Origin of the sequence: Francisella sp. XLW-1 (assembly GCF_008711455.1) — a bacterium.
In the GTDB taxonomy this organism is placed as follows: Bacteria; Pseudomonadota; Gammaproteobacteria; order Francisellales; family Francisellaceae; genus Francisella; species Francisella salimarina.
The window spans coordinates 72,645-95,666 of sequence record NZ_VXKP01000004.1 but is presented as its reverse complement, the minus strand read 5'-3'; the positions used below and the strand labels follow the sequence as shown (position 1 = coordinate 95,666).

Genomic DNA, 23,022 nt, shown 5'->3' with positions numbered 1-23,022 from the left:
ATATGAGAGTATATTTCTAGGGTTTAAAATATTTTATTGATTAAAATGATTTCCAACAATTTCTTTGATAACAATACCTGCTATCGTAAGACCAAATAGCGAAGGCATATAGCTAAGAGTTCCATTTGTAGCTCTAGATCTGCCATGTTGATTTGGCTCGGGAGCATTAGGTGGGAGAGGGTCTATACCTTTTTGTGTTGAAAAGATAGCTTTGACTCCCTTTGCAACATGTAATTTTTTTAATCTTGTTCTCATCGCCCTTGCTAGAGCACATACATCAGTTTTGTATATATCTGCTACTTTTATCTGCGTTGGGTCTGTTTTTCCACCGGCACCCATACTTGATATTGTTTTTATACCTAAGTCTTGATGAGCTACCTTAATGAGGTTTACTTTAGCATTAAGTGTATCAATAGCATCAATTACATAGTCATATTTTTCATTGCTAAGTAGCTCAAGAGTATTTTCTGGGTTTATAAAAGTCTTTAAAGCATTAACCTTACATTCTGGGTTTATATCTGCGATGCGCTCTTTCATAATATCAACTTTTGATTTTCCAATAGTACTATGAAGAGCAATTAGCTGTCGGTTAATGTTTGATGGATCTACTACGTCCATATCAACTATAGTAAGCTTGCCAATACCTGCTCTGGCAAGAGCCTCTATCACATATGAGCCCACTCCGCCACATCCAGCTACAAAGATATTAGTATTCTCAAGTTTATTAATACCAGTTTCATCGACTAAAATACCGGTCCTCTGTGTAATAGCATTAATCATAGTTTTATATGTATACCTTATTTATATCATCAATGTATTTATATGCAAATAGATTAGCATAGGTTTCACCAGTTACATGGTCAATTTCATTAATATCAAGCTGTACCGGTAACCAATCAGTAGTGCTTGTAACAATTTTATTATTATCCAAAATAAAACCATCAACTATAGCATTGGCATTTTGCATAAATTTATCATAATTAAGTCGAGTTACTACAGAGTCCTCTTTGAGTGCAAATAGATACAAAGGAGTTCTGGTTTTTTTACCAAAATCAACAATATCTGCAGCTTTCATTGTCTCAATAAGTTCTTTATTGGTAAATATTTTTTCATTAAATAAGTCATACATTGAGTTGTTACCGGTAGGTATAGCGTAATGAGAAGCGGATTCTTGATTAGGAAACTTCTTGTATAATGCGCTATTAAATATTGCTCCAGCAAATTGTGTATTCGGTAAATGCTGCTGCAAAAATAAAGAATCGAAGTTATAGTGTTTGTTTTCAAGATTACACTTTTCTTGTGAGAATGTTGAACAATTCATTTCAAAGAAACCTTTATCAATATCATTTGTGCTTATAGTTTTAGATACATTGCTATAATTTAGATAACTCATAAAAGTGTTTGCCATTAAACCAGGTTTTAGCATTGATGTTATAAGTTTACTGTGTAGAAAATACTTACTAGAGTCATTGTTATCAGTCATAAAGTCTAGAGTGGTATTACTTACATCATAAGCTCCACTTAATCCAGCAGCAGCTCTATACCTATATAGTGTATCTAACTTATCTACTCCTTCACAGTCACCACGCCATCCTAAGCATTTGGCTGTCCATATAGAATATGCTCCGCCTTCAGAATAACCAACTGAAAATAGATTTAGTGTTGAGTTATCTTTCAGACCATATTTTTTGCGGATATCACTACTAACATTATTCAATAAATCAACAGCTGTATTTATGGTTTGTTTCGGATATAAAACATAGGGGTGATAGTTTTTATAGTCATCTCCTTGACCAATATAGTCAGGAGCAACAACAATATATCCATTAGCGGCATATACTCCAGCGTAAACAGTGTTTAGATACAAGCTAGTTTTATTTTTTTTATCTAGATTAGAAGGAACTCCAGCATTATCAAATACGGTAGGGTGGTAGTATAATACTACTCCCTTTGGATGATTGGTGTTAGGAAGCATTACAAGTCCAGATACATGAGATGTTATTTTTCCTGTAGCTGGGAAAGAATTGGTTGTAGTATATGATATTTTATCAAGTTGGATGTCTTTTATATTTTTATTACCAAGAGAGCCGACATCTATGCCATAATCTTTTATGTTCTTAAAATTTTTATCACAATCCTCTTTTGATAGATTCTTATTACAGAAATATTTTGTTTTGAAATCGTTTTCGATATCTTTAGTTGTCCATGTTGCCGTATTTACTACTTCTGTGTACCCCAAAGAAGATAACAGTAGTAGTCCTAGTAGTGTGCTTTTTTTTATCATGTGATTTTACTCTAATTAATTATATATCTAAGTTAATATTTCTAACATCAGTTACTGTCATCCCAGCCTTTAGAGCACTAATAAGACCTGGTACACCATCTTCAAACACATGACAGTCACGAGGTTTAACATTGTATTTATTCGCTAATAATGTAAATGCATCAGGTGAGCTTTTATTTGGGTGTGAGTCATCTGCTGTAATTATGCTGTCAAAATAATCAGTAAGTCCCAAAACGTCTAAAGACTTAATTACATTGGCTTGTTTGCCACCAGATATTACTATCATGGGTATCTTATTATGATAGTGTATAACTAAGTCAACTATAGGTTGGATAGGTCTAGTTTGGCTTAATAGTTCATAAGAAGCTTCTTTAATTTTTTCAGCGATTATGGGTGTTTCACTTTCATCAAATTTGAATACTTCTTTGAGTATATACTCACTAGGTAGTCCGTTATATTTATCAAAGTCGATAGATTCAATCTCTGGCTTGGTATTTTTCAATACACTAAGCCAAGCATTAACGTGTATTTTCATATTGTTTGCGATTGTGCCATCACAGTCAAAAATTAGAAGTTTTGTGTTTTTGTGAACAGGTAAAAGCATATTAAATTTTGTTAATAAGTATTGTTATCAATATTATATACGATAAATAGAGTTGACATAAGTATAATTAGAAAGCAAAATTAAGAGCGTTAAATTTTAATATTGACCATAAAACTTTGTATAAATGGAGGAATGAATTATGGTATTAGTAGGTAAAAAAGCACCTGTATTTAATACACCAGCTGTTTTAGGAACTGGTGAAATTGTTGATAGCTATGACTTTGCTAAAGCTATCCAAGGTAAATATGCTGTTGTGGTATTCTATCCACTAGATTTTACATTTGTTTGCCCATCTGAATTAATTGCTTTAGACAAAAGAACAGCTAAGCTAAAAGAGCTAGGTGTTGAGGTTGTAAGTGTATCAATAGATTCTCATTTCACACATAATGCATGGAGAAATACTCCAATTAATGACGGAGGTATTGGACCAGTTCAGTACACTATGGTTGCAGATATTAATCAAGAAATTGTTAAAGCTTATGATGTTCAGTCTGAAGGTGGTATGGCATTTAGAGGTACTTTCTTGATCGACAAATCAGGTATTGTTCGTCATCAGGTTGTTAATGATCTTCCTCTTGGTAGAAATATGGATGAAATAACTAGAATGGTAGAAGCGTTACAGTTCCATGAAGAACATGGTGAAGTTTGTCCTGCTGGTTGGAACAAAGGTGATGAAGGTATGAAAGCATCTCCTGAAGGTGTAGCTGAATACCTATCTGATCACGTTGTAGATCTATAATTTATCATTTATTCTTATACTTTCTAATTTAATCACGATTTTTGCTCATAGATGAAAAATATTTTTTTAATATTAATAAGTTTGCTAGTGCTGACTTATGATGTCTATGCGGCAAATGATGTTGCAGATATAGATACTCAAAAAAAGTTAGTTAATACTGATAAATCAAAAGCTAATACTTCTCAAGATAATTCTGCTTTAGATACGGTCGAACAGTATGAAGGAGAATCAATAGCTCCCGGCACAACGTTTGATGTTGGAAAAACTCTTCTAAAATTGTCTCATGCTGATAAAGTTAAGCCTCCATTCTACCAAGGGATAAAAAATAATGTAATACTTTCTCAAGCAATGCTTAATACCCAGCAAGAAACCGGAGATCCTGAGTTTATCATTTTATCACGCCAAAACGGTTTGCTAAAAGATGACTATCTATATGTGGGGGGAATGGCTTCTTTTATTCCAACCTGGGGGCGAGATACTCAAAATGGTGTATCATCACGTTCAATTAATAACTATTCACTAGAGTATTATGTAGCAAGTACTTTAGGTGATTGGACATCTGTTTTTGCTTCTTTAAATACCTATACTATTGATGGTAAGTGGTCAGCAACTCCTGGTGGAGTATATTTTATATTAGGTAATTTGAACAAATTACCTGTTTATTCATATGCTGCACTATCAACTGTGAATTTTGGGAATTTTGATGAGTCTACTAATATTATACCCACCTTAACACGTTTGTATTTTATGCAATCTGGGGGTAATGTGAATCTTTCGTATAATAAAGATGGCTTGCAGACAAATTTTGTATTCTTAGCTTCATCTAAGGATGATTTTTTGAAAGTAGCTAATGCATATGAAGGTAACTCTAAGTTAAGTTTTTCTGTAAATATGAAATATACCCAAGACTTACAAAGTGTTGGAGACTATTGGTATGTTGGAGCAGCGTACTCAAATGTTTCGGGCTTTACAAATGACTATAATGACAACGTCGGAGTCGTGGACTTTAATGTGGGGATGAATATTAGCAAACTTGAGCTTGTTAATGAATTTGTGTTTACAGATAAGGGTGTAACCTCAATGACAGATGTTTCGGGAGGTTTTAATTTAAGAGAATCTTTTGCATCATCAATTTTTCCAGATTTAAAGTCGAATGATTTTTTGACTAGTGGAGGTAATGTCTTTGGCTGGTCTTCACAGCTTGACTATACAGCGAATGTTATGAATAAGGATTTTGTACCATTCGTGAGTTACTCTCAAATCCAACAAGCATCTGATAATTATGCGGCATCTTTGGCAACTGGTTTTAGATATAATGTTTTTGCTGATGGGTGGCTTGGTTTTAGCTATACGTATGTTAAAGGAAGGGCAAAAACCTTCTCAGAGCAAGATAATATTATGACTATGTATTTGAGAATATTTATATAAAATTAGATTGTTTGAGTATATGGTGCGATTAAATATAATTGATAGTAATTAGCAGACTATAATGTTATATTAATGCACACTAAAGAATTTAAAGGGGATTATTATGTCTGAGTATCCTTCATGTCCTAAATGTCAATCCGAATATGTTTATCAAGATGGTGAGTTACTAATATGTCCAGAATGCGGTTATGAATGGCAAATTAATGAATCTATTGATGAACAGTTGGTTATCAAAGATTCAAATGGTAATCTTCTTGCTGATGGTGATACTGTAAGTGTTATCAAAGATTTAAAATTAAAAGGTTCATCAAAAGTTATTAAAGTTGGAACTAAGGTTAAAAATATCCGTTTAGTTACTGGAGACCATGATATAGATTGTAAGGTTGATGGTTTTGGGGCTATGAAATTAAAATCTCAATTTGTTAAAAAAATATAAAATGAAGTATATAAGGTTATCTTTTTTTCTTATCTTTGGATTTGTATGTAGTTTTTGTTATGCATATTACATAGAAGAGAATGGCAAAAAAATTCCTGTGAGTAAAAGAGTGGCTGATACTATAGATGATATAGAAATAAAAGAAGGTGAAGCACTAAGCCAACAACAAATAGTTGACATAATAGAAGAAAATGACAAGGACTTAGATAGCAAAGAATTGTAGTTTCATGTTTAGAAAGATAGTAGCTTTAGCAAGTATTTTAGTATTATTTCCATTTAGTGTAGCTGTCAGTGCTGATACAAGTTCTGATTCAGCTGATGCTAGTTCTGTAGAAAGTGGCTATGATCCTGATAATATTCGTCGGCTTGAATCTAATGCTTATAGAAGAGTCTTTCCTAACCAAGATTATATTTTTAATAAAGCTCCACTAAGTACAGCGCAGCAAGCGAAAGTTGCACAGCAAGCTATTCAAGACTTATCAGTTAAAGAGGGTGAGGCTCTTACAGATAGTGAAAAACGAGCACTAGCTAAGAAAACCTTTGATACTAAAGTTAACCAAGCATTGAATATTGATGCTATAAAAACCTCATGGTTTAATGGCTTTAGGGTCAGTGAGACACTAACTCATGCCATGCTTAACGTACAGTCAGATACTGGTGACCCTTTATTTATGCTCCAAGCAAGACAGCAAGGTATCTTAGATGATAATTATATCTACTTTGGAACAAAAGTAGCATTGATTGATTGGCAAAGACTCAATAGAGTTCCCCAAGGAGGTGAAAATAGACTTTTTTCTTATGCAGTAGATTTTTATGCGGCATCAACTATTTCTAAATGGTTTACGTCACTAGTTGGATTTACGTTATATCAAGATCATAGTGATGAGGGTTTTAATGTACGTCCAAATACAATATATCTAATCGTAGGTAACCTTTCAGAAAGTCCATTTTTTGGTTATGTGGCAAACTCTACTGTGATGTACGGTAATTTTGATATTGTTTCAAACTATGTCTCGACGTTGACTAGAACATACTTTATGCAATCTGGTGGTAATATTAACTTCTCGTATCATACTCATGATGTCCACCTTAATGCAGTGATCTTAGATGCTAATCCCAATAGCTACTTTGGTGTAACTAATGCTGCTAGTAAAAGTGGTGTGGGGTTTTCTTTAAATAGTAAATATGTCTACGAGATGGATACTGTAGGTGATTATCAATATTTTGGAGCAGCATATTCAAATGTATCTGGTTTTACATCAGATCATGGCGGTAGTGTAGGAGCATTTAACCTTAACTATGGTCTAGCTATATCAGACATAAACTTTGAAATAGAAGGACTAATAACAGACAAAGGAGTTACTGGAGTTAATGACTCATCTTCAGTAAGTCCAAATAATATTGCTGGAGTGCCCTTTTTTGGCTCGGTTGGTCCAAGTGCTAAGCTTATTTATGATGGTTTCTTGGGCTCAGGGAATGCAGTAGGGTCATGGTCTTTGCAATCAAGCTATACAGCAACGATCTATGATAAAAGATTTATTCCTTATGTTGATTACTCACAAGTTATGCAAAACTCAAAAAACTATGCTTATCAATTCGGAGCAGGCTTTAGATATAATGCGTTCTATGGATCTTGGTTAGGGTTAGATTATACTAATATTCTTTCTAGGAGTGAGCACTTTAAAGATAGGCAGAATTATATTTCTCTCAACTATACGTTATATTTATAGTAATCTGTTGCTATAATAAAGTTCAGTAATAAAATAGAGAAATTTTGATGTCTAGGCAAGTTTTTATAGATACTGAGACGACAGGTTTTGATTATAAAATTGGTAACAGGATTATTGAATTCGGGGCTGTTGAAGTCATTGATAGGAAAGTTACAGGTAATAATCTACATTTTTATTGTAATCCAAATTATGAAGTTGAGGCTGGAGCTTTAGCTGTTCATGGTCTAACTAATGAGTTTTTGGCAGATAAGCCACTCTTTGAAGAAAATGTTGAAAAGATGATTGATTTTCTTAAAGGTGCGGAAGTTATTATCCATAATGCTGCATTTGATGTGCCATTTATAAACTGGGAGCTTGGGCTTCTGAAAAATAATAAGTATGGCACTCTAGAACAACATGTTGCGAAAATCGTTGACAGCTTGGAGCTTGCTAGGAAGAAACATCCTCTTCAGAAAAATAATCTAGATGCTCTTTGTAAAAGGTACTACATTAGAAATGATCATCGTACTTTCCATGGAGCATTATTAGATAGTGAGTTATTGGCTGATGTATATCTTGCAATGACAGGAGGACAAACTAATCTTACTTTACACACTGCAAAAAATGCTAGTAAAGATAATATAGATATTGATTTTGGTAAATTAAATTTACGCTCAGCTAATGAAACAGTTATTAATACCTCTGAACATGATAAATATCTTTGTGAGTTATTAAGGTTGGAAGAGTCGGCTAAATGGTAAGAAAAATAATATTTCCCGAAGCTAAAAAGGAAGACTTAATCTATGCTGGCAAGGATTTTTTTGCTCGAGATTTGTTCTTAGAAAAAAATACTCATCAAGTTTGGTTAGAACTAAAAGAAGCAGCAGAAAAAGAGGGTATTCTTTTGTATATAGTTTCTGGTTTTAGAAGTTATGATTATCAGCAAAAAATTATAGATAGAAAACTAGCTAGTGGTCAAACACTTGAACAAATTATGCGAGTAAATGCTCTGCCTGGAGAGAGTGAGCATCATACAGGTAGAGCTATAGATTTGACTACTGGAGATGAAAAAGAAGTTTTAACAGAATCTTTTGAAAATACATTAGCTTTTGAGTGGTTAAGTAAAAATGCTCACAGGTTTGGTTTTAAGATGAGTTTTCCGCGTGATAATGATTATGGGTATATTTATGAGCCTTGGCATTGGTGTTATCAAAGATGAAAAAGAAAAAATCCAATAAGCTATTAATATTAGCGTTGTCAGTAGTTCTTTTGAGCTCGTGTACAACCACAAAAAAAGATGTTACAAAAATAAAATTTGCATCTTATAATTATCCATGGATATTTGCTCCAGTGCGAAAAAATCTCGTAGAAGATAATATATCTGAAGCAATAAATGAAAATAATAGTATCGCTAATATAAAGCAGTTAAAAAACCTTAATAATTTGGAGTCTGGAAGATTACTGCAGCTTAACGATAATTACTTAGATTCTATAAAATTTTATAATCTAGCGATTAAATCTATCCCTAAAGATAAAGGTCAGTCATTAGAGCAAGCAAAAAAGTTCTTATTAAATAAAAATACATACAACTATTATGACATCAAAACATCATATAATATTCCAGACTATGCAATAAGCTTTTTGTATACATATCAAGCACTAAATTATTTAAAAACGAATGATGTTAATCAAGCACTTAAATCACTGGATAGTTTAGAGACTGCCAAAATATGGAGAAATGAACAAAATATAATAGCAGGTGGTATGAAGGAGCTTGCTAAAGAGGATCTTGATAGAAATGATATCACTAGTGATGAATTAGGCTTAGATAACTTTAAGTCATTAAAAGCCATGCTTGAATTTTCATCAATAATTCCTAATGCTTATGGTAATCCAATGGCTTACTATCTAAAAAGTTTATTGGACTCAGCTATTTCAAAAAATTATCAGGAATCTTTGAACGACCTTGAAAATGCTCAAAAATATACAATTGGTAACAAATATCTTGATCAAACAGCTAATGAGTATAGATCTGCAGTAGCTGGTGAAATATCTCCTTTTTCTATGGGAATGGGTAGAGTTGTGGTTTTTTATGAACAAGGCCTTGTCAATATACGTAAATCTGCACAAGTTAATCTTGATTTAGGCAATATAGGAATCAAGAAACTGGAGTTTCCTGTATACAAAACAAAATATAGTTTTTTTGAGCCGAAAAGAGTAGTAATTTCATCGGGAGGTAGTACATTAGTAGATACTTATACAGAGACATTACTTGACACGACATTATATGCTATGAAATCGCTCATAGAGAGTTACTCTAGAGTTGTTACACAAAGTGTTGTTATTGAGGCATTTAAATATGATTATGATAAAAATTTTCCTCTAGGAGGTATTTTAGGAAGTCATCTTAAGTTTGATTTGTCAAATACAGATCCTAAAAGAGCAGATATGAGATCATGGTTATTATTACCCAATAGCATTGACCTATTCGAACAACAGATTGATAGTGGCAATTATACAATTCAGGTTAATAATATTCGTCAAAAAATAGATGTAAAACAAGGCAAGACTACTTTATTGTGGATTGTAGATATTGGCAAATTCAAAAAAGTATATTATTTTATTTTTTAGTAGTATAAAGTTGCTCTTATTATATTTTAAATTAACTAATCATTTGTATTTTTATTATTTTCTATTAAACAATTTCAAAGTAATCTAATTAATCCAGCACGAATTATATTTACTCATAGCAGTCCAAGTGATATAAATTAAAGTACAAGAAGCGCAATTTTGAGGTATTTATGAAAAATATCGTAATACTTGGTGCCGGCAGAGTCGGGTCTTTGGTTAGCTGCTTACTGGTTGAAAGTGGTGACTATACTGTTCATTTAATTGATAGATACATTCCTCATGACAAACCAGTTTTGGAAAAAAATGTAGATAATTTGATATATGTGGAACTTGATGCTACTAACTCTTCAGACTTAAAAAGCTATGTGCAGCAGAATGATATAAAAACTATAGTTTCATGTTTACCGTTTTTTCTTAATAAAGATATAGCTAAGATAGCAGGCGAGTTAGAGCTTAACTACTTTGACTTGACAGAAGATGTAGAGGCTACTAACTATATCAAAAGTATAGCGGATAAAGCAGAAAATAGTTTCTTTGCACCGCAATGTGGTTTAGCTCCAGGATTTATTAGTATTGTATCTAATAATCTTATGCAAGAGTTCGACTCAATCGATACAGTACGTATGAGAGTAGGAGCTCTACCTTTAAATGTTTCAAATACACTTCAATATGGTTTGACTTGGTCTACAGAAGGTCTTATAAATGAATATGCTAAGCCTTGTGAAGGAGTTGTTGATGGTGAAAAAAGAACTCTAGCTCCACTAGCTGATGTTGAAGAGATAAAGATAGATGGGCTTACCTATGAGGCTTTTAATACCTCTGGTGGTATTGGCTCGATGATCGAGACTTATGCAGGCAAGGTTAAAAATATAAACTACAAAAGTATCCGTCATCCAGGGCATTGTGATAAGATGAAATTCTTAATGCAAGATATGAAGCTAGGCGAAGATTTGGATACTATGGTTAAAATCATGGAGAGAGCGATTCCAAGAATAAATCAAGATGTAGTTCTTATTTATGTATCAGTAGATGGTATCCGAAAAGGTCTAAAAGCAGAGCGTCATTTTGCGCAAAAATATCCTTCAAAACGTATGTTTGGTAAATATTTCTCAGCATTACAATTAACTACTGCTACAAGCTTGTGTGTAAGTATAGATCTACTGCTGAACTCTAAAGATAATCCTACAGGATTTATAAACCAAGAGTCTATATGTTTACAAGAGTTTTATGATAATAGATTCGGTAAGTACTATAGAAATTCAGGACTTTTGATACAAGCAGATTAATTTGGGGGTAGTAATGAGTATTTTACAAGAATTAAATTTAGGTTTAGAAGCATATATAATTGATGATAACAAAAATGTTATAGAAACTTTAAGTCCAGCAAATGGTGAGCTTTTGGCTACAGTCAAAAATCAAAGTCTAGATGATATGCAATATGCTATTACAAAGGCTGCGGAGGTTGCTAAACAATGGCGTCAAGTTCCAGCACCTAAAAGAGGTGAGTTAGTTAGACTGATTGGCGAAGAGCTCCGTAAAAATAAAGATCATCTAGGAAGCTTGGTATCTCTTGAGATGGGTAAGTCGAAGCAAGAGGGTGATGGTGAAGTTCAAGAGATGATTGATATGGCAGATTTTGCTGTAGGACAATCCCGTATGTTATATGGTGTGATGATGAATTCTGAGCGTCAGGATCATAGAATGTATGAGCAATGGCATCCATTAGGAGTAGTTGGAGTTATTTCTGCATTTAACTTTCCAGTAGCTGTGTGGTCTTGGAATGCTTTTATAGCTGTCATTTGTGGTAATACTGTAGTGTGGAAACCGTCCGAAAAGACACCTCTATGCTCAATTGCTGTACACAATATATGTCAAAAAGTAATTCAAGAGCATGGTTATCCTGAAATTTTTTATACAATAATTTCTAAAGAGATTGAGGTTTCAAAGGCATTAGTTAATGATGAAAGGGTAAATTTAGTATCTTTCACAGGTTCTACAAAAGTTGGTCAAGATGTAGGACAACAAGTAGCAAAAAGATTTGGTAAGTCAATTCTAGAGTTAGGTGGTAATAATGCTACAATTATTGATGAATCAGCTAATCTAAAATTAGCAATACCAGCAGCTGTTTTTGGAGCAGTTGGTACAGCAGGGCAGAGATGTACTTCTCTAAGAAGACTATTTGTACATGAATCAATCTATGATTTGGTCAAAGATAAAATGGTCAATGCTTACAAACAAGTTACAGTTGGAGATCCGTTAGATCAAAAAAATCTTATGGGACCTCTTATAGATCAAGCATCAGTTGATAATTTCTTAAAAACTGTAGATCAAGCTATAATAGAAGGCGGTAAAATTTTAACTGGTGGTAAAAAAATTGCAAAAGCTGGCTTCTTTGTTGAGCCAACAATAATTGAAGCAAATGCTAATATGCCAATAGTGGCAGAAGAGAATTTCTGTCCTATTTTATACATAATGTCATTCAAAGATATTGATGAAGCAATCAAATTCAACAATAGTGTTAGATATGGTTTATCAAGCTCTATATTTACTGATAATATCCAAAATGCAGAGAAGTTTTTATCTAGTTCAGGCAGTGATTGTGGTATTGCGAATGTGAATATTGGTACATCAGGTGCTGAAATTGGTGGCGCGTTTGGAGGTGAAAAGCATACTGGTGGCGGTCGTGAAGCTGGTTCAGATGCGTGGAAAGCATATATGCGACGTCAGACTAGCACAATCAATTATGGTAAAGATTTACCATTAGCTCAAGGAATCAAATTTAATCTGGAGGATTAGTTTATGAGTTTTAAGATTTTAGATAAACTTTGGGATCAGTATATTGAAACTAATTCACATGTTAAGCAAGTTTATGATTCTTTTGTGGCTGAGGGTGAAAAGCCTGTCAATGATCATATAGCATTAAGAACGTTAGATAATCCAAAAATAGATATAAATGTGCTATCAAAGCCCTTTATAGATATTGGCTATAAGGTATGTGGACATTATGACTTTGACGTCAAGCGATTAAAGGCTATTCATCTTGAACATAGTGATCATAATCAGCCTAAAGTGTTTATTAGTAAGCTTCTAGTTAGTGAATTTAGCCCATTCTTACAAAAAACGATGGAAGCTTGTGTAGAAGGTATACCTAATAGTTTACTGAAGAATCCTGAGGCTTTGTTAACATCAGGTGCAAGTTGGAGCTTTATAAGTTACAAGACTTATCAAAAGCTTCTCGAAGAGTCTGAATATGCCGCTTGGTTTTATGCTTTTGGTTTTAGAGCGAATCATTTTACTGTCTTTATCAACGATTTGAAAAAATTTAGCGAAGTTTCTGAAGTTAATGATTTTCTAAAATTGAATGGCTTTGTATTGAATAGCTCAGGTGGAGAAATTAAGGGAACACCAGCAGATTATTTAGAACAATCAAGTACAATCTCAGGCAACTCTGAAGTTAAATTTATAGAGGGGTGGAAAGAAATTCCTTGTTGTTACTATGAGTTTGCAAAACGCTATCCTGATCAAAGTGGTAAGTTATATCAAGGTTTTGTAGCCAAATCAGCAGATAAGATATTTGAAAGTACTAATGCTAAATAATCTATTTATAGTTTTTTGAAATTATCTCACTAATCTTGGTAAATAAGTCCTCATAGATAGAGCTTTTACGCATAACTAAATCAATCTCTCTGTAAAAATCTCTATTATCAATATCAATATATTTAACATTTTCAGTTTTTATGCGTGCTGTTTCGGGAATTAGTGTAATGCCCTCATCAATGGATACCATTTGTCTTAATGTTTCTAAGCTACTACCTTTGAAATCATTATTATTAAAATCTTTTAATGAGCAGAGTTTTAAAGTTTGATCTCTCAGACAATGTCCTTCATCTAATAGCATAAGATTTTGCTTAACTATTTCAGTTATGCAAATTTTTTTGCTTTTTGCTATGGGATTAGTCTTTGCTACAGCTACGTAGAATTTATCATTAAAGACTTTTTTTCTTTTAAACTGATAGTTATCGGTAGGAGTCGCCAAAAGAGCAAAGTCAATCTTACCTTGATCAAGCATACTTACAAGAGTATCAGTTTTTTCTTCGATTATGGATATACTCAGATTAGGGAAATCTTTCTTGATAGCAGGTAGTATTTTTGGCATTAAATACGGACATAATGTTGGAAATGCTCCTATCGAGATACTTATTTTCCCATTATTTAAGTGCAGTTCTGATATTTTTTTAAGTTTTTTACTTCGTCTAGAATCTTATAGGCTTGGTTAACTATTTTCATACCAGCTTTTGTTATAAGTACTTGTTTTGTACCTCTTTCAAAGATTTGTATACCTATAAGCTCTTCAAATTTTTTTATCTGCATACTTAGGGCTGGTTGACTAACATAGCACTTTTCTGATGCTGTAATAAAGCTTTTAGTTTCATATACAGAAATGATATATTCAAGAGTACGAGTATTCATATAAGTAAATCTTATAGCTAGTATAAATATAATATATTTTAAATTATTTATTAAAGCAATACAATAACAGTGTAACTTAACAAAACACAAGGAGTTAGACATGACTAAAAGAGTTCCTAATGTAACTTTTAAGACTAGAGTAAGAGATGAAAGTATCGGTGGATCAAACCCATTTAGATGGCAAGATGTAACATCTGCTGATATTTTTGATAACAAAAGAGTAATTGTTTTTTCATTACCTGGAGCGTTTACTCCGACTTGTTCTACATATCAACTACCTGGATTTGAGAATAATGCGGCTAGATTTAAAGAGCTGGGAATAGATGAAATTTATGTTTTATCTGTAAATGATAGCTTTGTAATGAATAAGTGGATACAAGCACTAGATGTTAAAAATATTAAACCAATTCCTGATGGTAATGGTGAATTTACGGAAGGTTTGGATATGCTTGTAGATAAATCAAATCTTGGCTTTGGTAAGAGATCTTGGAGATATGCGATGATTGTTAATAATCACGAAATCGAAAAGATGTTTGTAGAGCCTGGTAAGCGTGATAACGCTGAAGATGACCCTTATGGTGAGTCTTCTCCTGAAAATCTTCTAAAATACTTAGAAGCTAAATAGTAATAAGTGGAGTCTCAAATGAGCAAAAAAATAGTTCTAATAGGTGCAAGCGGAGTAATAGGATCAGCGACTTATGATAAGTTCATTAGCACTGGTTATGAAGTTATTCCTGCAACATTCAGTGGAAGTAATGGTTCACACCGTATTGATATAGAAGATATAGAATCTATCAAAAATTTCTTTGAAAAAGTAGGTTCTTTTGATGCTTTAGTATCTACTACTGGTAAAGTAGCTTTTAAAGCTGTTGATGATTTAACTCAAGAAGACTGGAACTTCAGTTTTAAAAATAAGCTACTTGGACAAATCAACCTAGTGCAAATTGGTGCAAACTATATCAATAAGGGTGGTTCATTTACATTGACTACTGGGATATTGAATGTTGAACCAATTGCTTTAGGTGCTGTGGCAGCTACAGTAAATGCTGCAGTAGAAGGGTTTGTAAAAGCAGCAACTCTTGAGTATAAGGACTTCCGTATAAATACTGTTAGTCCAACTGTAGTCAAAGAAGCATTAGCAAAATATGGACCATTCTTTGTGGGTTATGAACCTGTAGAAGCAGAAAAAGTAGCTAACGCATATCTTAAGTCAGTAGCAGGTATTGCTAATGGCAGTGTTATAAAAGCTGGTTATTAATTTTTTTATCAAAAAACTATTCTAGACTTAAAGTTCTTAACAATATTGACCAATTCTATTCATATATATACTATTTCATTAAGTGCCTATTTTAATAATGCGTTCGATATGTATTGCTGCGCTTAATAATGATTGATATTTATTTCAATGAGGAGAGAACATGAATAAGATACTAACTACAGCAAATGGTGCTCCAGTACCTAATGATAATACAAGTATTAGTGCAGGTAAAAATGGTTCGCTAACATTTGATAATTTTAGATTATTTGAAAAACTAGCTCATTTTAATCGTGAGAGAATCCCTGAACGTGTAGTACATGCACGTGGAACAGGAGCGTATGGTACATTCACTCTTGAAAAAGACTTATCAGATTTGACAGTAGCTGATTTCTTGAGAGATCAGAATAAACAGACTGATATTTTTGTACGATTTTCTACTGTTGGTGGAGGTCAAGATTCTAGTGATTATGTTAGAGATGTGCGTGGTGCAGCTATCAAATTTTATACCAAGCAAGGTAATTTTGATATTGTAGGAAATAACACACCAGTATTTTTCATAAGAGATCCTAATAAATTCCCAGATTTTGTACACTCACAAAAAAAGAATCCTCAAACTAACCTACCAGATCCTGCGGCCCAGTTTGAATTTTGGTCAAGAAACCCACAATCTTTGCATCAAATGACAATATTGATGTCTGATAGAGGTATCCCAAAGAACTATAGGCATATGCATTTATTTAGCTCTCATACACTTAGCTTTTATAATCAAGAAGGTAGCCGTTTTTGGGTTAAGTGGCATTTTAAAACACAACAAGGAATTAAAAATCTCACAAATGAAGAAGCATCTAGGCAGCCAAGCTATGGAGCTCAAAAAGATTTGTTTGATGCTATAGCAAGTGGAAACTATCCAAAATGGGATGTTAAGTTGCAAATTATGACTGAAGAGCAAGCGAAACAATTTAGTATAAATCCTTTCGATTTAACCAAGGTTTGGTCACATAAAGATTTCCCACTTCAAAAAATAGGTGTTTTAGAGTTAAACCGTAATGTTAATAATTATTTTGCTGAAGTAGAACAAGCTACTTTCGCTCCTAATAACTTGGTGCCTGGTGTTGGAGTATCTCCAGATAAGATGTTACAAGCTAGACTACTAGCTTATCAAGATGCTCATAGATATCGAGTCGGTGTAAATGCAAGTCATATACCTGTAAATGCTTCAAAATGTCCAATGCATAATTATCAGCGTGATGGAGCAATGGCTGGTACAGCTCTTAATGTATCACAGAATGAAATGCCTAATTTTTATCCAAATGCGCATTCTGATTCTCCTTCAGATGCCAAACAATATATAGAGCCACCTATAGAAATAGAGGGTTATATTGATTATTATGATGCACAAGGTGAAGATAACTATTCACAAGCTGGAGATCTTTTTAGATTAATGAGCGAATCTCAACAGCAACAGTTAGCTAATAATATTGCAGAAGGATTGATACATGCTAGTCAAGATATCCAAGAAATAATGCTTGACCAGTTTGCTCAAGCTGACAAAAACTACAGAAAAAAGGTTGAAGAAGCTCTTCAAAATATCTAAATAATATTTATTTCTTATTCATTTTCCAGAGTAGGCTACTAATGTAAGCTCGTCTATTTTCTTTACAAGCGACCATTAGCAATTTAGTAATTTTTAGATTATGCGCATCAGAAAATAAAATAATCAGCATTTCTCTAATATAGTTAGTATCTAAAGTAATGTAATTATCCGTACCAATACCTAGTTTGATACCTTTTTTCTCCCACCAGCTGAAAGGGTGGTCTTTGTAGTCTGGAATGGCTGTAGTTAATTTGAGATTAGAAGAAGGAAGACCAACAACACCAATATTTTTACTGATAATTCTATTTAGAACATCATGTTGATATCTTTCTATCTCTATAGCTGTATGGAATTTTATTTTTGTAAATTCTAAAATTTCATCAGAATTTAGTTTTATTCCATTTGTGATTTTATCTCTAATTGAAGAGTTATTTTCATTCCAATGAATTTCTTGTATTTCACGATATTCCATAGATTTGTCATCAAGAGGCTGAGAGTTCTGATTAAGTTTTAGAACCTTTTGTAGCAATCTTTGAAAGTAGTAGTTTGGATTGATACCTATTGATAGTCCATGCTCTAGTGTATCAATATTCCAAATATTTAAAGCATTATCAACTGCTTGAACACCTTTCTTTAGTGTGTGGAAAGTTTCTCCGTGGTGCGAACGAATTTTAAAACCATAATATTGCAGTTTTCTAATTCCTTGTTTTAATGTTTCAAAATGGGCTTTTTTATAGATATTTTTTTCATCACCGACAGTATCTATATCTTTCATTACATTCTGTAGAAATGGATATTTTTCTAATATATCGATTAGACAGTTTACTTGGTATTCAAAACTTTCTTTTTTTGTTTTAAACTTTGTAGCATCAAAAAAATTAGCTTCTTTTCTAAATGATGGAGAAAGTACATAGCCAAAATCTGGATATTCTTCTTTGAATTTTTCAAAACCTTCATAAAGTCCAAGAACTACATCCTCTTCTGTTGCTAAGTCCTCATTTAAAATTGCTTCTTTTTCATCACTTGTAGAGCGTGATAGTGTGAATTTGAGCCTAATACTTCCTACATTATGTTTATGATATAGTTCACTAGCCATGTGATAAGCGGCATCTATATGATCTTGTTTTGTATTGAGAATAATTTTTGCAAGATATAAAAGATCTAAATATCTAGAGAATTTTTCACCGTCTTTTAAAACTATAAGTTTTTCAACATCTTCTACAGAATTTATTGGTAGTGCATTTTCGCCATAGATATTTACTATTTTTTGGCTATAGATATTACCATTTTTACCATCTAAAAGTTTCTTGAGGCGTGGGTAAATAAACTCTGCTGAGAGAGAGCCTGTTAGGTGAGTATGCTCTTCATGATATTTAAGAGGGAAGCTCTTTAAAAAGTCATAAAATACTATACCAATAGGGTGATTTAGTAAGTCTTCTATATCTAGCTCATCATTATTAAATAATTTGAGTTTTTTTATGAAATCTTGAAGGCATTGCGATTCATGTTCATCTAGATTCTCATAACTTAGTAGTTCAAGAGTGTTAAATATTGATAAACCATTTGTTTCAATAATTATTTTATTTAACTTTTTATTTAGAGAATTAATTTCAGACATTGATTAATTGGTTAAAAACTTTTTTAATCGTGTAATTATAAAGTTATTTTTATCTATGATAAAGTAGAATTATTAGCAGTGTTTAGTTTAAGTGGAGTTAGCCCAATGAAAATAAATTTAAAAGATATCAGCCTTGAAGCATTTAAACCAGGAATTTCTAAAAAGTTATTAGCTAGAGATGACTCAAGAAACTTTCAAATAGATTTTATTAGATTAGAGCCAAATGCAAAATTAAGCCAACATAGTCATCCAGATGTTGAATGGGTATATGTTATAGATGGTTCTATGAGTGATGAAAGAGGAGAGTTTAGCAAGGGTGATTTTTTTATCAATCCTATTAACTCACAACATTCTGTTGTTTCAGGAGCTAATGGTTGTGATATTTTATGTTGTTGGTGTGGAGAAATTAAAGATTGTTAATATGATTTAAAACTTTTTGGAAAACTTCTTCGATAGATAGGTTGCTAGTATCAACTAAAATAGCATCATCAGCAGGCTTCAAAGGAGCTACTTTTCTATTTCTGTCTTGAAAATCTCTTTGTTCAATATCATTTTTAATTTTATCAAAATCAGGATTTTCACCTTTTGTCTGTAGCTCATCATATCTTCTTTGAGCTCTAACTTCTGAGCTAGCATCTAAGAAGAATTTGTATTTAGCATCAGGGAAAACAACTGTACCCATATCTCTACCATCTGCTACAAGTCCAGCAGCAGTTGCAAAAGAGAGCATTTTATCATGTAACATTTGGCGTACTTTTGGATATGCAGAAGTTTTTGATGCTAGCATCCCAGTTTGTTCAGTACGGATAGCTTTAGTCACATCAGCATTATTTAGAAGGACTATTATAGAATCATTTTGAACTTTAAACGATATGTTTAGTGATTCAAGCTTACTACAAACATCATCTTGATTATCTAAATTAGCACCAGCATTGTAGCAGTGTAATGCTGCTATTCTATATATTGCACCACTATCCAAAAGCTTATAGTCAAAGTACTTGGCTAATTTTTTTGATAATGTTCCTTTTCCGACACCACTTGGTCCATCTACAGTTATTATTTTAGAATTGTTCATTTTCAAAACCTTGCATAAATTGTACTAATTTTTCAACATCTTCTAGACTAACAGCATTATAAAGACTAGCTCTACAGCCACCGACACTTCGATGTCCTTTTAAGCCATAAAAGCCAGCTTTACTAGCCTCATTTAGAAATTTATCAGTTAGTTCTTCATTTGATAGATGAAATATAATATTCATGTTAGAGCGATATTCTGGCTTAATTTCATTTTTGAAAATCTTTGAATTATCAATAGCTGAGTAGAGTAGATTTGCTTTTTGGTTATTGAAAGACTCTACATTCTTCAAATTATCAAATTTGTTAATTAAATATTCTAGTGTCAACTCAAAAGTAACCCATGAGATAACAGAAGGAGTATTGTAAACTGAATTTGATTTCTTGGTAACTTGATAGTCAAATACTACTGGAATATTATCTTTTGCTTTGATTAAAGAATCTTTGACGATAACTATAGTTAAGCCTGGTATACCAGCATTTTTCTGCGCACCAGCATATATCAAACCGTAATCACTAATATTGATAGGCTTTGATAGAAAGCTTGATGACATATCACAAACTATTTCTGTATTGCAAGACTTGGCAAGTTTGTTAATCTGAAAACCATCTACAGTCTCATTGTCTGTATAATATATATAATCGTATGTATCTGCTTGGAAACTTTGAGCAATATTATTATCATACTTCGCAGCATCTACTGAGGTGAATTTAGTAGCTTCCTTGGCAGCTTTTTCTGACCATTGCCCACTACATACATATAATGCTCTATTATACTTATCTGATAAATTCATAGGTATAGCAGCAAATTGTGCTGTAGCTCCAGCTTGCATCAGAAGCACAGAGTAGTTATCCGGAATATTAAGTAAACTTCTGAGATTTTTTTGAATAGAGGCATGTACTTCATCAAAAACTTTATCACGATGTGAAATAGACAATAAAGATACACCTGTATTTTTATAATCAACCATCATTTGTTGTAACTGTTCTATTATAGATGTAGGCACAACAGCTGGACCTGCACAAAAATTAATTTTCATAATCTAAAGAAACCTCTAATAATTTGAGCTTATTGTAACATAATTATTTTTACATAAATGATATGTTTTTTACTTGTAAACACTATTTAATCCAATCTCTTGGCTTTATATATTCATATACTTTTTCTTCTTCAGAACCAGGCTCAGGTTGCCAGTTATACTTCCAAGTAGCCATAGGTGGCATTGATGATAGTATTGATTCTGTGCGTCCACCACTTTGAAGACCAAATATTGTACCTCTATCGAAGACTAGATTAAATTCGACATATCTACCACGACGGTAAAGTTGAAAATCTTTATGTTTTTGTGAATATTCGATATTTTTTCTTTTTTCTACTATTGGTATATAAGCATCTAAGTATGAATTTGCACAATCAGTCACAAATTTAAAACATTCATCAAAAGATTTGTCATTTAAATCATCAAAAAACAAACCTCCAACGCCTCTACATTCATCACGATGTTTGAGATAAAAGTATTCATCACACCATTTTTTAAAACTAGAATAATAGCTAGCGTCATGTTTATCGCAAACATTTTTTGCAGTTTGGTGCCAATGAATAGCATCTTCTTCAAAAGGGTAGTAAGGGGTTAGATCAAAACCACCACCAAACCACCATATAGGATTATCTGTATTAGCACCAGCAACGAAGATTCTAAAGTTAGCATGAGATGTTGGCACAAAAGGATTACGAGGATGAATAACTAACGAAACACCTGTGGCAATAAATGATTTACCAGCAAGTTCTTGTCTTTTTGCGGTAGCAGATGGTGGTAAAGCATCTCCGTGTACTCTAGAGAATGCAACGACGCCTTTTTCAAAAATTTCGCCCCCTTCTATAATCATAGAGTTACCATAGCCTTTGAGTTTTTGTTCAGGAGTGTTTGGCTTTTGCCATTTATCACTAATGAATTTAGCTGAGCTAGTTTCAGATTGCTCAAGAGTAAATGTGATTTTTTGTTGTAGTTGAGTTAAAAAGTTCTCAAATTGTGTGATTTTTTCTTGCATAAGAGTTATAGCCTTTTATGTTGAGAATTATATCTTAAAAGAAATATTTAAATATATTATATTTTAACAGTAGGAATATAAAATTGCTTGTAAAAAAATGATTTGAATTTTGATTGTCTATAAGTAGAAGTTAAATTTTACTTTTTGCTTTTTTACGAGCCATTTCTTTTGCTTGTTGTTTTTGTTGTTTGTTCAATTTTGCTAATTTTTTGGCATCATCACCAACATGTGAAAATCCTCTTTCAGCAGCTAGTTGAGATTGTTTTTCACGTTCTGTAAAGCGTGCTTTTTGCTCTTCTGTAACTTTATCGTAGCAGTGATGACAACTTATACCCTTAACATATTCTGGGCGTTTTTTGTCTTCTTCGGTTATAGGCATACGACAAGCAAAACATTGATCATAGTTACCTTTCTCAAGATCATGATTTACAGCCACTCTTGAGTCAAATACAAAACATTCACCTTCCCACATGGATTCTTCTTTAGGTACTTCCTCTAGATATTTTAAGATGCCACCTTGTAAGTGATAAACCTCATCAAAACCTTTAGCTTTCATTAAAGCTGTAGATTTCTCACATCTAATACCGCCAGTACAAAACATAGCTACTTTTTTGTGCTTTTTAGGGTCTAGATTTTTATCGACATATTCCGGAAACTCTCTAAAAGTCTCTGTATTTGGATTGATAGCATTTTTGAATGTACCTATTTCAATCTCATAATCATTACGAGTATCTACAAGTATAGTCTCTGGATCAGATATAAGAGCATTCCAATCTTTAGGCTCTACATACTTTCCGCAGACTTTATTTGGATCAATTTCTTCGATACCAAGAGTTACAATCTCTTTTTTAAGTTTTACTTTTGAACGATAGAAAGGCATTTCTTGATGATAAGACTCTTTGTAGTCAATATCAGCTAATCTAGAATCAGATTTTAGATATGCTAATAACGCATTTACACCTTCACGAGCTCCTGCTACTGTCCCATTAATACCTTCATTAGCAAGAAGTAGTGTACCTTTGACATTATTTTTTATCATGGTATCAAGCAGAGGCTGGCGCATAGCTTCATAATCTTCAAGCGTTACAAATTTGTACATTGCGCAAACAACTATTTGTGACATATTTA

At 32.7% G+C, this 23,022-nt stretch carries 23 protein-coding genes and 1 pseudogene; 15 read left to right on the top strand and 9 right to left on the bottom strand.

Annotation, left to right across the window (positions count from 1 at the left end; translation table 11 throughout):
• Positions 1 to 33: 33 nt before the first annotated feature.
• From F3D59_RS06960 to F3D59_RS06950, 3 genes are read right to left on the bottom strand one after another with little or no spacing between them, the layout of a single operon-like run.
• Positions 34 to 780 carry a ThiF family adenylyltransferase gene (locus F3D59_RS06960; RefSeq protein ID WP_150464309.1) on the bottom strand — a complete coding sequence of 249 codons (747 nt, stop codon included), beginning with the start codon at positions 778 to 780 and terminating at the stop codon, positions 34 to 36.
• Between the two features lie 4 nt (positions 781 to 784).
• On the bottom strand, positions 785 to 2,281 hold the full coding sequence (locus F3D59_RS06955; RefSeq protein ID WP_150464492.1) for a lysophospholipase: 1,497 nt from the start codon (positions 2,279 to 2,281) through the stop codon (positions 785 to 787).
• Positions 2,282 to 2,303: 22 nt separating this feature from the next.
• A complete protein-coding gene (locus F3D59_RS06950; RefSeq protein ID WP_150464308.1) occupies positions 2,304 to 2,888 on the bottom strand; it encodes an HAD family hydrolase in 585 nt (194 codons plus the stop codon).
• Positions 2,889 to 3,024: 136 nt separating this feature from the next.
• On the opposite strand from F3D59_RS06950, the gene F3D59_RS06945 reads away from it, so the two are divergent.
• The 11 genes from F3D59_RS06945 to F3D59_RS06890 all read left to right on the top strand — a co-directional run bounded on the left by F3D59_RS06945 (position 3,025) and on the right by F3D59_RS06890 (position 13,428).
• The gene (locus F3D59_RS06945) at positions 3,025 to 3,627 is read left to right on the top strand and encodes a peroxiredoxin (RefSeq protein WP_306669293.1); all 603 of its coding nucleotides are present in this window, start codon (positions 3,025 to 3,027) and stop codon (positions 3,625 to 3,627) included.
• Between the two features lie 51 nt (positions 3,628 to 3,678).
• The gene (locus F3D59_RS06940; RefSeq protein WP_150464307.1) at positions 3,679 to 5,055 is read left to right on the top strand and encodes a hypothetical protein; all 1,377 of its coding nucleotides are present in this window, start codon (positions 3,679 to 3,681) and stop codon (positions 5,053 to 5,055) included.
• 103 nt (positions 5,056 to 5,158) lie between these two features.
• Entirely contained in the window at positions 5,159 to 5,491 is a 333-nt protein-coding gene (locus tag F3D59_RS06935; RefSeq protein ID WP_013923034.1) for a zinc ribbon domain-containing protein YjdM, read from the top strand.
• Position 5,492: 1 nt separating this feature from the next.
• Complete coding sequence (locus tag F3D59_RS06930; RefSeq protein ID WP_146422099.1) at positions 5,493 to 5,714, top strand: hypothetical protein; 222 nt, start codon at positions 5,493 to 5,495, stop codon at positions 5,712 to 5,714.
• A 4-nt stretch (positions 5,715 to 5,718) separates the two neighbouring features.
• A complete protein-coding gene (locus F3D59_RS09975) occupies positions 5,719 to 7,221 on the top strand; it encodes a hypothetical protein (RefSeq protein WP_191092452.1) in 1,503 nt (500 codons plus the stop codon).
• 47 nt (positions 7,222 to 7,268) lie between these two features.
• Complete coding sequence (gene dnaQ, locus F3D59_RS06915; protein WP_013923037.1) at positions 7,269 to 7,961, top strand: DNA polymerase III subunit epsilon; 693 nt, start codon at positions 7,269 to 7,271, stop codon at positions 7,959 to 7,961.
• On the top strand, positions 7,955 to 8,419 hold the full coding sequence (locus tag F3D59_RS06910; protein ID WP_013923038.1) for a M15 family metallopeptidase: 465 nt from the start codon (positions 7,955 to 7,957) through the stop codon (positions 8,417 to 8,419). Before dnaQ ends, F3D59_RS06910 begins: the two co-directional genes overlap by 7 nt.
• Positions 8,416 to 9,831 carry a hypothetical protein gene (locus tag F3D59_RS06905; protein ID WP_150464306.1) on the top strand — a complete coding sequence of 472 codons (1,416 nt, stop codon included), beginning with the start codon at positions 8,416 to 8,418 and terminating at the stop codon, positions 9,829 to 9,831. The genes F3D59_RS06910 and F3D59_RS06905 overlap by 4 nt, the downstream gene beginning before the upstream one ends.
• A 170-nt stretch (positions 9,832 to 10,001) precedes the next feature.
• On the top strand, positions 10,002 to 11,117 hold the full coding sequence (locus tag F3D59_RS06900; RefSeq protein ID WP_150464305.1) for a saccharopine dehydrogenase family protein: 1,116 nt from the start codon (positions 10,002 to 10,004) through the stop codon (positions 11,115 to 11,117).
• 13 nt (positions 11,118 to 11,130) lie between these two features.
• Positions 11,131 to 12,627 (top strand): aldehyde dehydrogenase family protein, encoded by a 1,497-nt coding sequence (locus tag F3D59_RS06895; RefSeq protein ID WP_150464304.1) that lies wholly within the window; start codon positions 11,131 to 11,133, stop codon positions 12,625 to 12,627.
• Between the two features lie 3 nt (positions 12,628 to 12,630).
• Positions 12,631 to 13,428: a DUF1338 domain-containing protein gene (locus F3D59_RS06890; protein WP_150464303.1), complete on the top strand. Its 798-nt coding sequence runs from the start codon at positions 12,631 to 12,633 to the stop codon at positions 13,426 to 13,428.
• Between the two features lies 1 nt (position 13,429).
• Here the strand turns inward: F3D59_RS06890 and F3D59_RS06885 are convergent.
• A pseudogene (locus tag F3D59_RS06885) lies at positions 13,430 to 14,301 on the bottom strand (LysR substrate-binding domain-containing protein).
• 100 nt (positions 14,302 to 14,401) lie between these two features.
• On the opposite strand from F3D59_RS06885, the gene F3D59_RS06880 reads away from it, so the two are divergent.
• From F3D59_RS06880 to F3D59_RS06870, 3 genes are all read left to right on the top strand, one after another.
• Entirely contained in the window at positions 14,402 to 14,926 is a 525-nt protein-coding gene (locus F3D59_RS06880; RefSeq protein ID WP_146422105.1) for a peroxiredoxin, read from the top strand.
• An 18-nt stretch (positions 14,927 to 14,944) separates the two neighbouring features.
• Complete coding sequence (locus F3D59_RS06875) at positions 14,945 to 15,559, top strand: short chain dehydrogenase (RefSeq protein WP_150464302.1); 615 nt, start codon at positions 14,945 to 14,947, stop codon at positions 15,557 to 15,559.
• 160 nt (positions 15,560 to 15,719) lie between these two features.
• Positions 15,720 to 17,153: a catalase gene (locus tag F3D59_RS06870; RefSeq protein WP_150464301.1), complete on the top strand. Its 1,434-nt coding sequence runs from the start codon at positions 15,720 to 15,722 to the stop codon at positions 17,151 to 17,153.
• 7 nt (positions 17,154 to 17,160) lie between these two features.
• Here F3D59_RS06870 and F3D59_RS06865 read toward each other — a convergent pair whose 3' ends face one another.
• Positions 17,161 to 18,771, bottom strand: coding sequence for a hypothetical protein (locus F3D59_RS06865; RefSeq protein ID WP_150464300.1), 1,611 nt, complete (start codon positions 18,769 to 18,771; stop codon positions 17,161 to 17,163).
• A gap of 105 nt (positions 18,772 to 18,876) precedes the next feature.
• Between F3D59_RS06865 and F3D59_RS06860 the strand changes: the two genes are divergently transcribed.
• Complete coding sequence (locus tag F3D59_RS06860) at positions 18,877 to 19,191, top strand: cupin domain-containing protein (protein ID WP_150464299.1); 315 nt, start codon at positions 18,877 to 18,879, stop codon at positions 19,189 to 19,191.
• Here F3D59_RS06860 and cmk read toward each other — a convergent pair.
• The 4 genes from cmk to F3D59_RS06840 all read right to left on the bottom strand — a co-directional run bounded on the left by cmk (position 19,178) and on the right by F3D59_RS06840 (position 23,017).
• A complete protein-coding gene (gene cmk, locus F3D59_RS06855; RefSeq protein WP_150464298.1) occupies positions 19,178 to 19,846 on the bottom strand; it encodes a (d)CMP kinase in 669 nt (222 codons plus the stop codon). The genes F3D59_RS06860 and cmk overlap by 14 nt on opposite strands.
• On the bottom strand, positions 19,833 to 20,885 hold the full coding sequence (serC, locus tag F3D59_RS06850) for a 3-phosphoserine/phosphohydroxythreonine transaminase (RefSeq protein WP_150464297.1): 1,053 nt from the start codon (positions 20,883 to 20,885) through the stop codon (positions 19,833 to 19,835). The genes cmk and serC overlap by 14 nt, the downstream gene beginning before the upstream one ends.
• Positions 20,886 to 20,967: 82 nt before the next feature.
• Positions 20,968 to 21,894 (bottom strand): oxygen-dependent coproporphyrinogen oxidase, encoded by a 927-nt coding sequence (hemF, locus tag F3D59_RS06845; protein ID WP_150464296.1) that lies wholly within the window; start codon positions 21,892 to 21,894, stop codon positions 20,968 to 20,970.
• A 130-nt stretch (positions 21,895 to 22,024) separates the two neighbouring features.
• Positions 22,025 to 23,017: a rhodanese-related sulfurtransferase gene (locus F3D59_RS06840; RefSeq protein ID WP_150464295.1), complete on the bottom strand. Its 993-nt coding sequence runs from the start codon at positions 23,015 to 23,017 to the stop codon at positions 22,025 to 22,027.
• Positions 23,018 to 23,022: the final 5 nt, after the last annotated feature.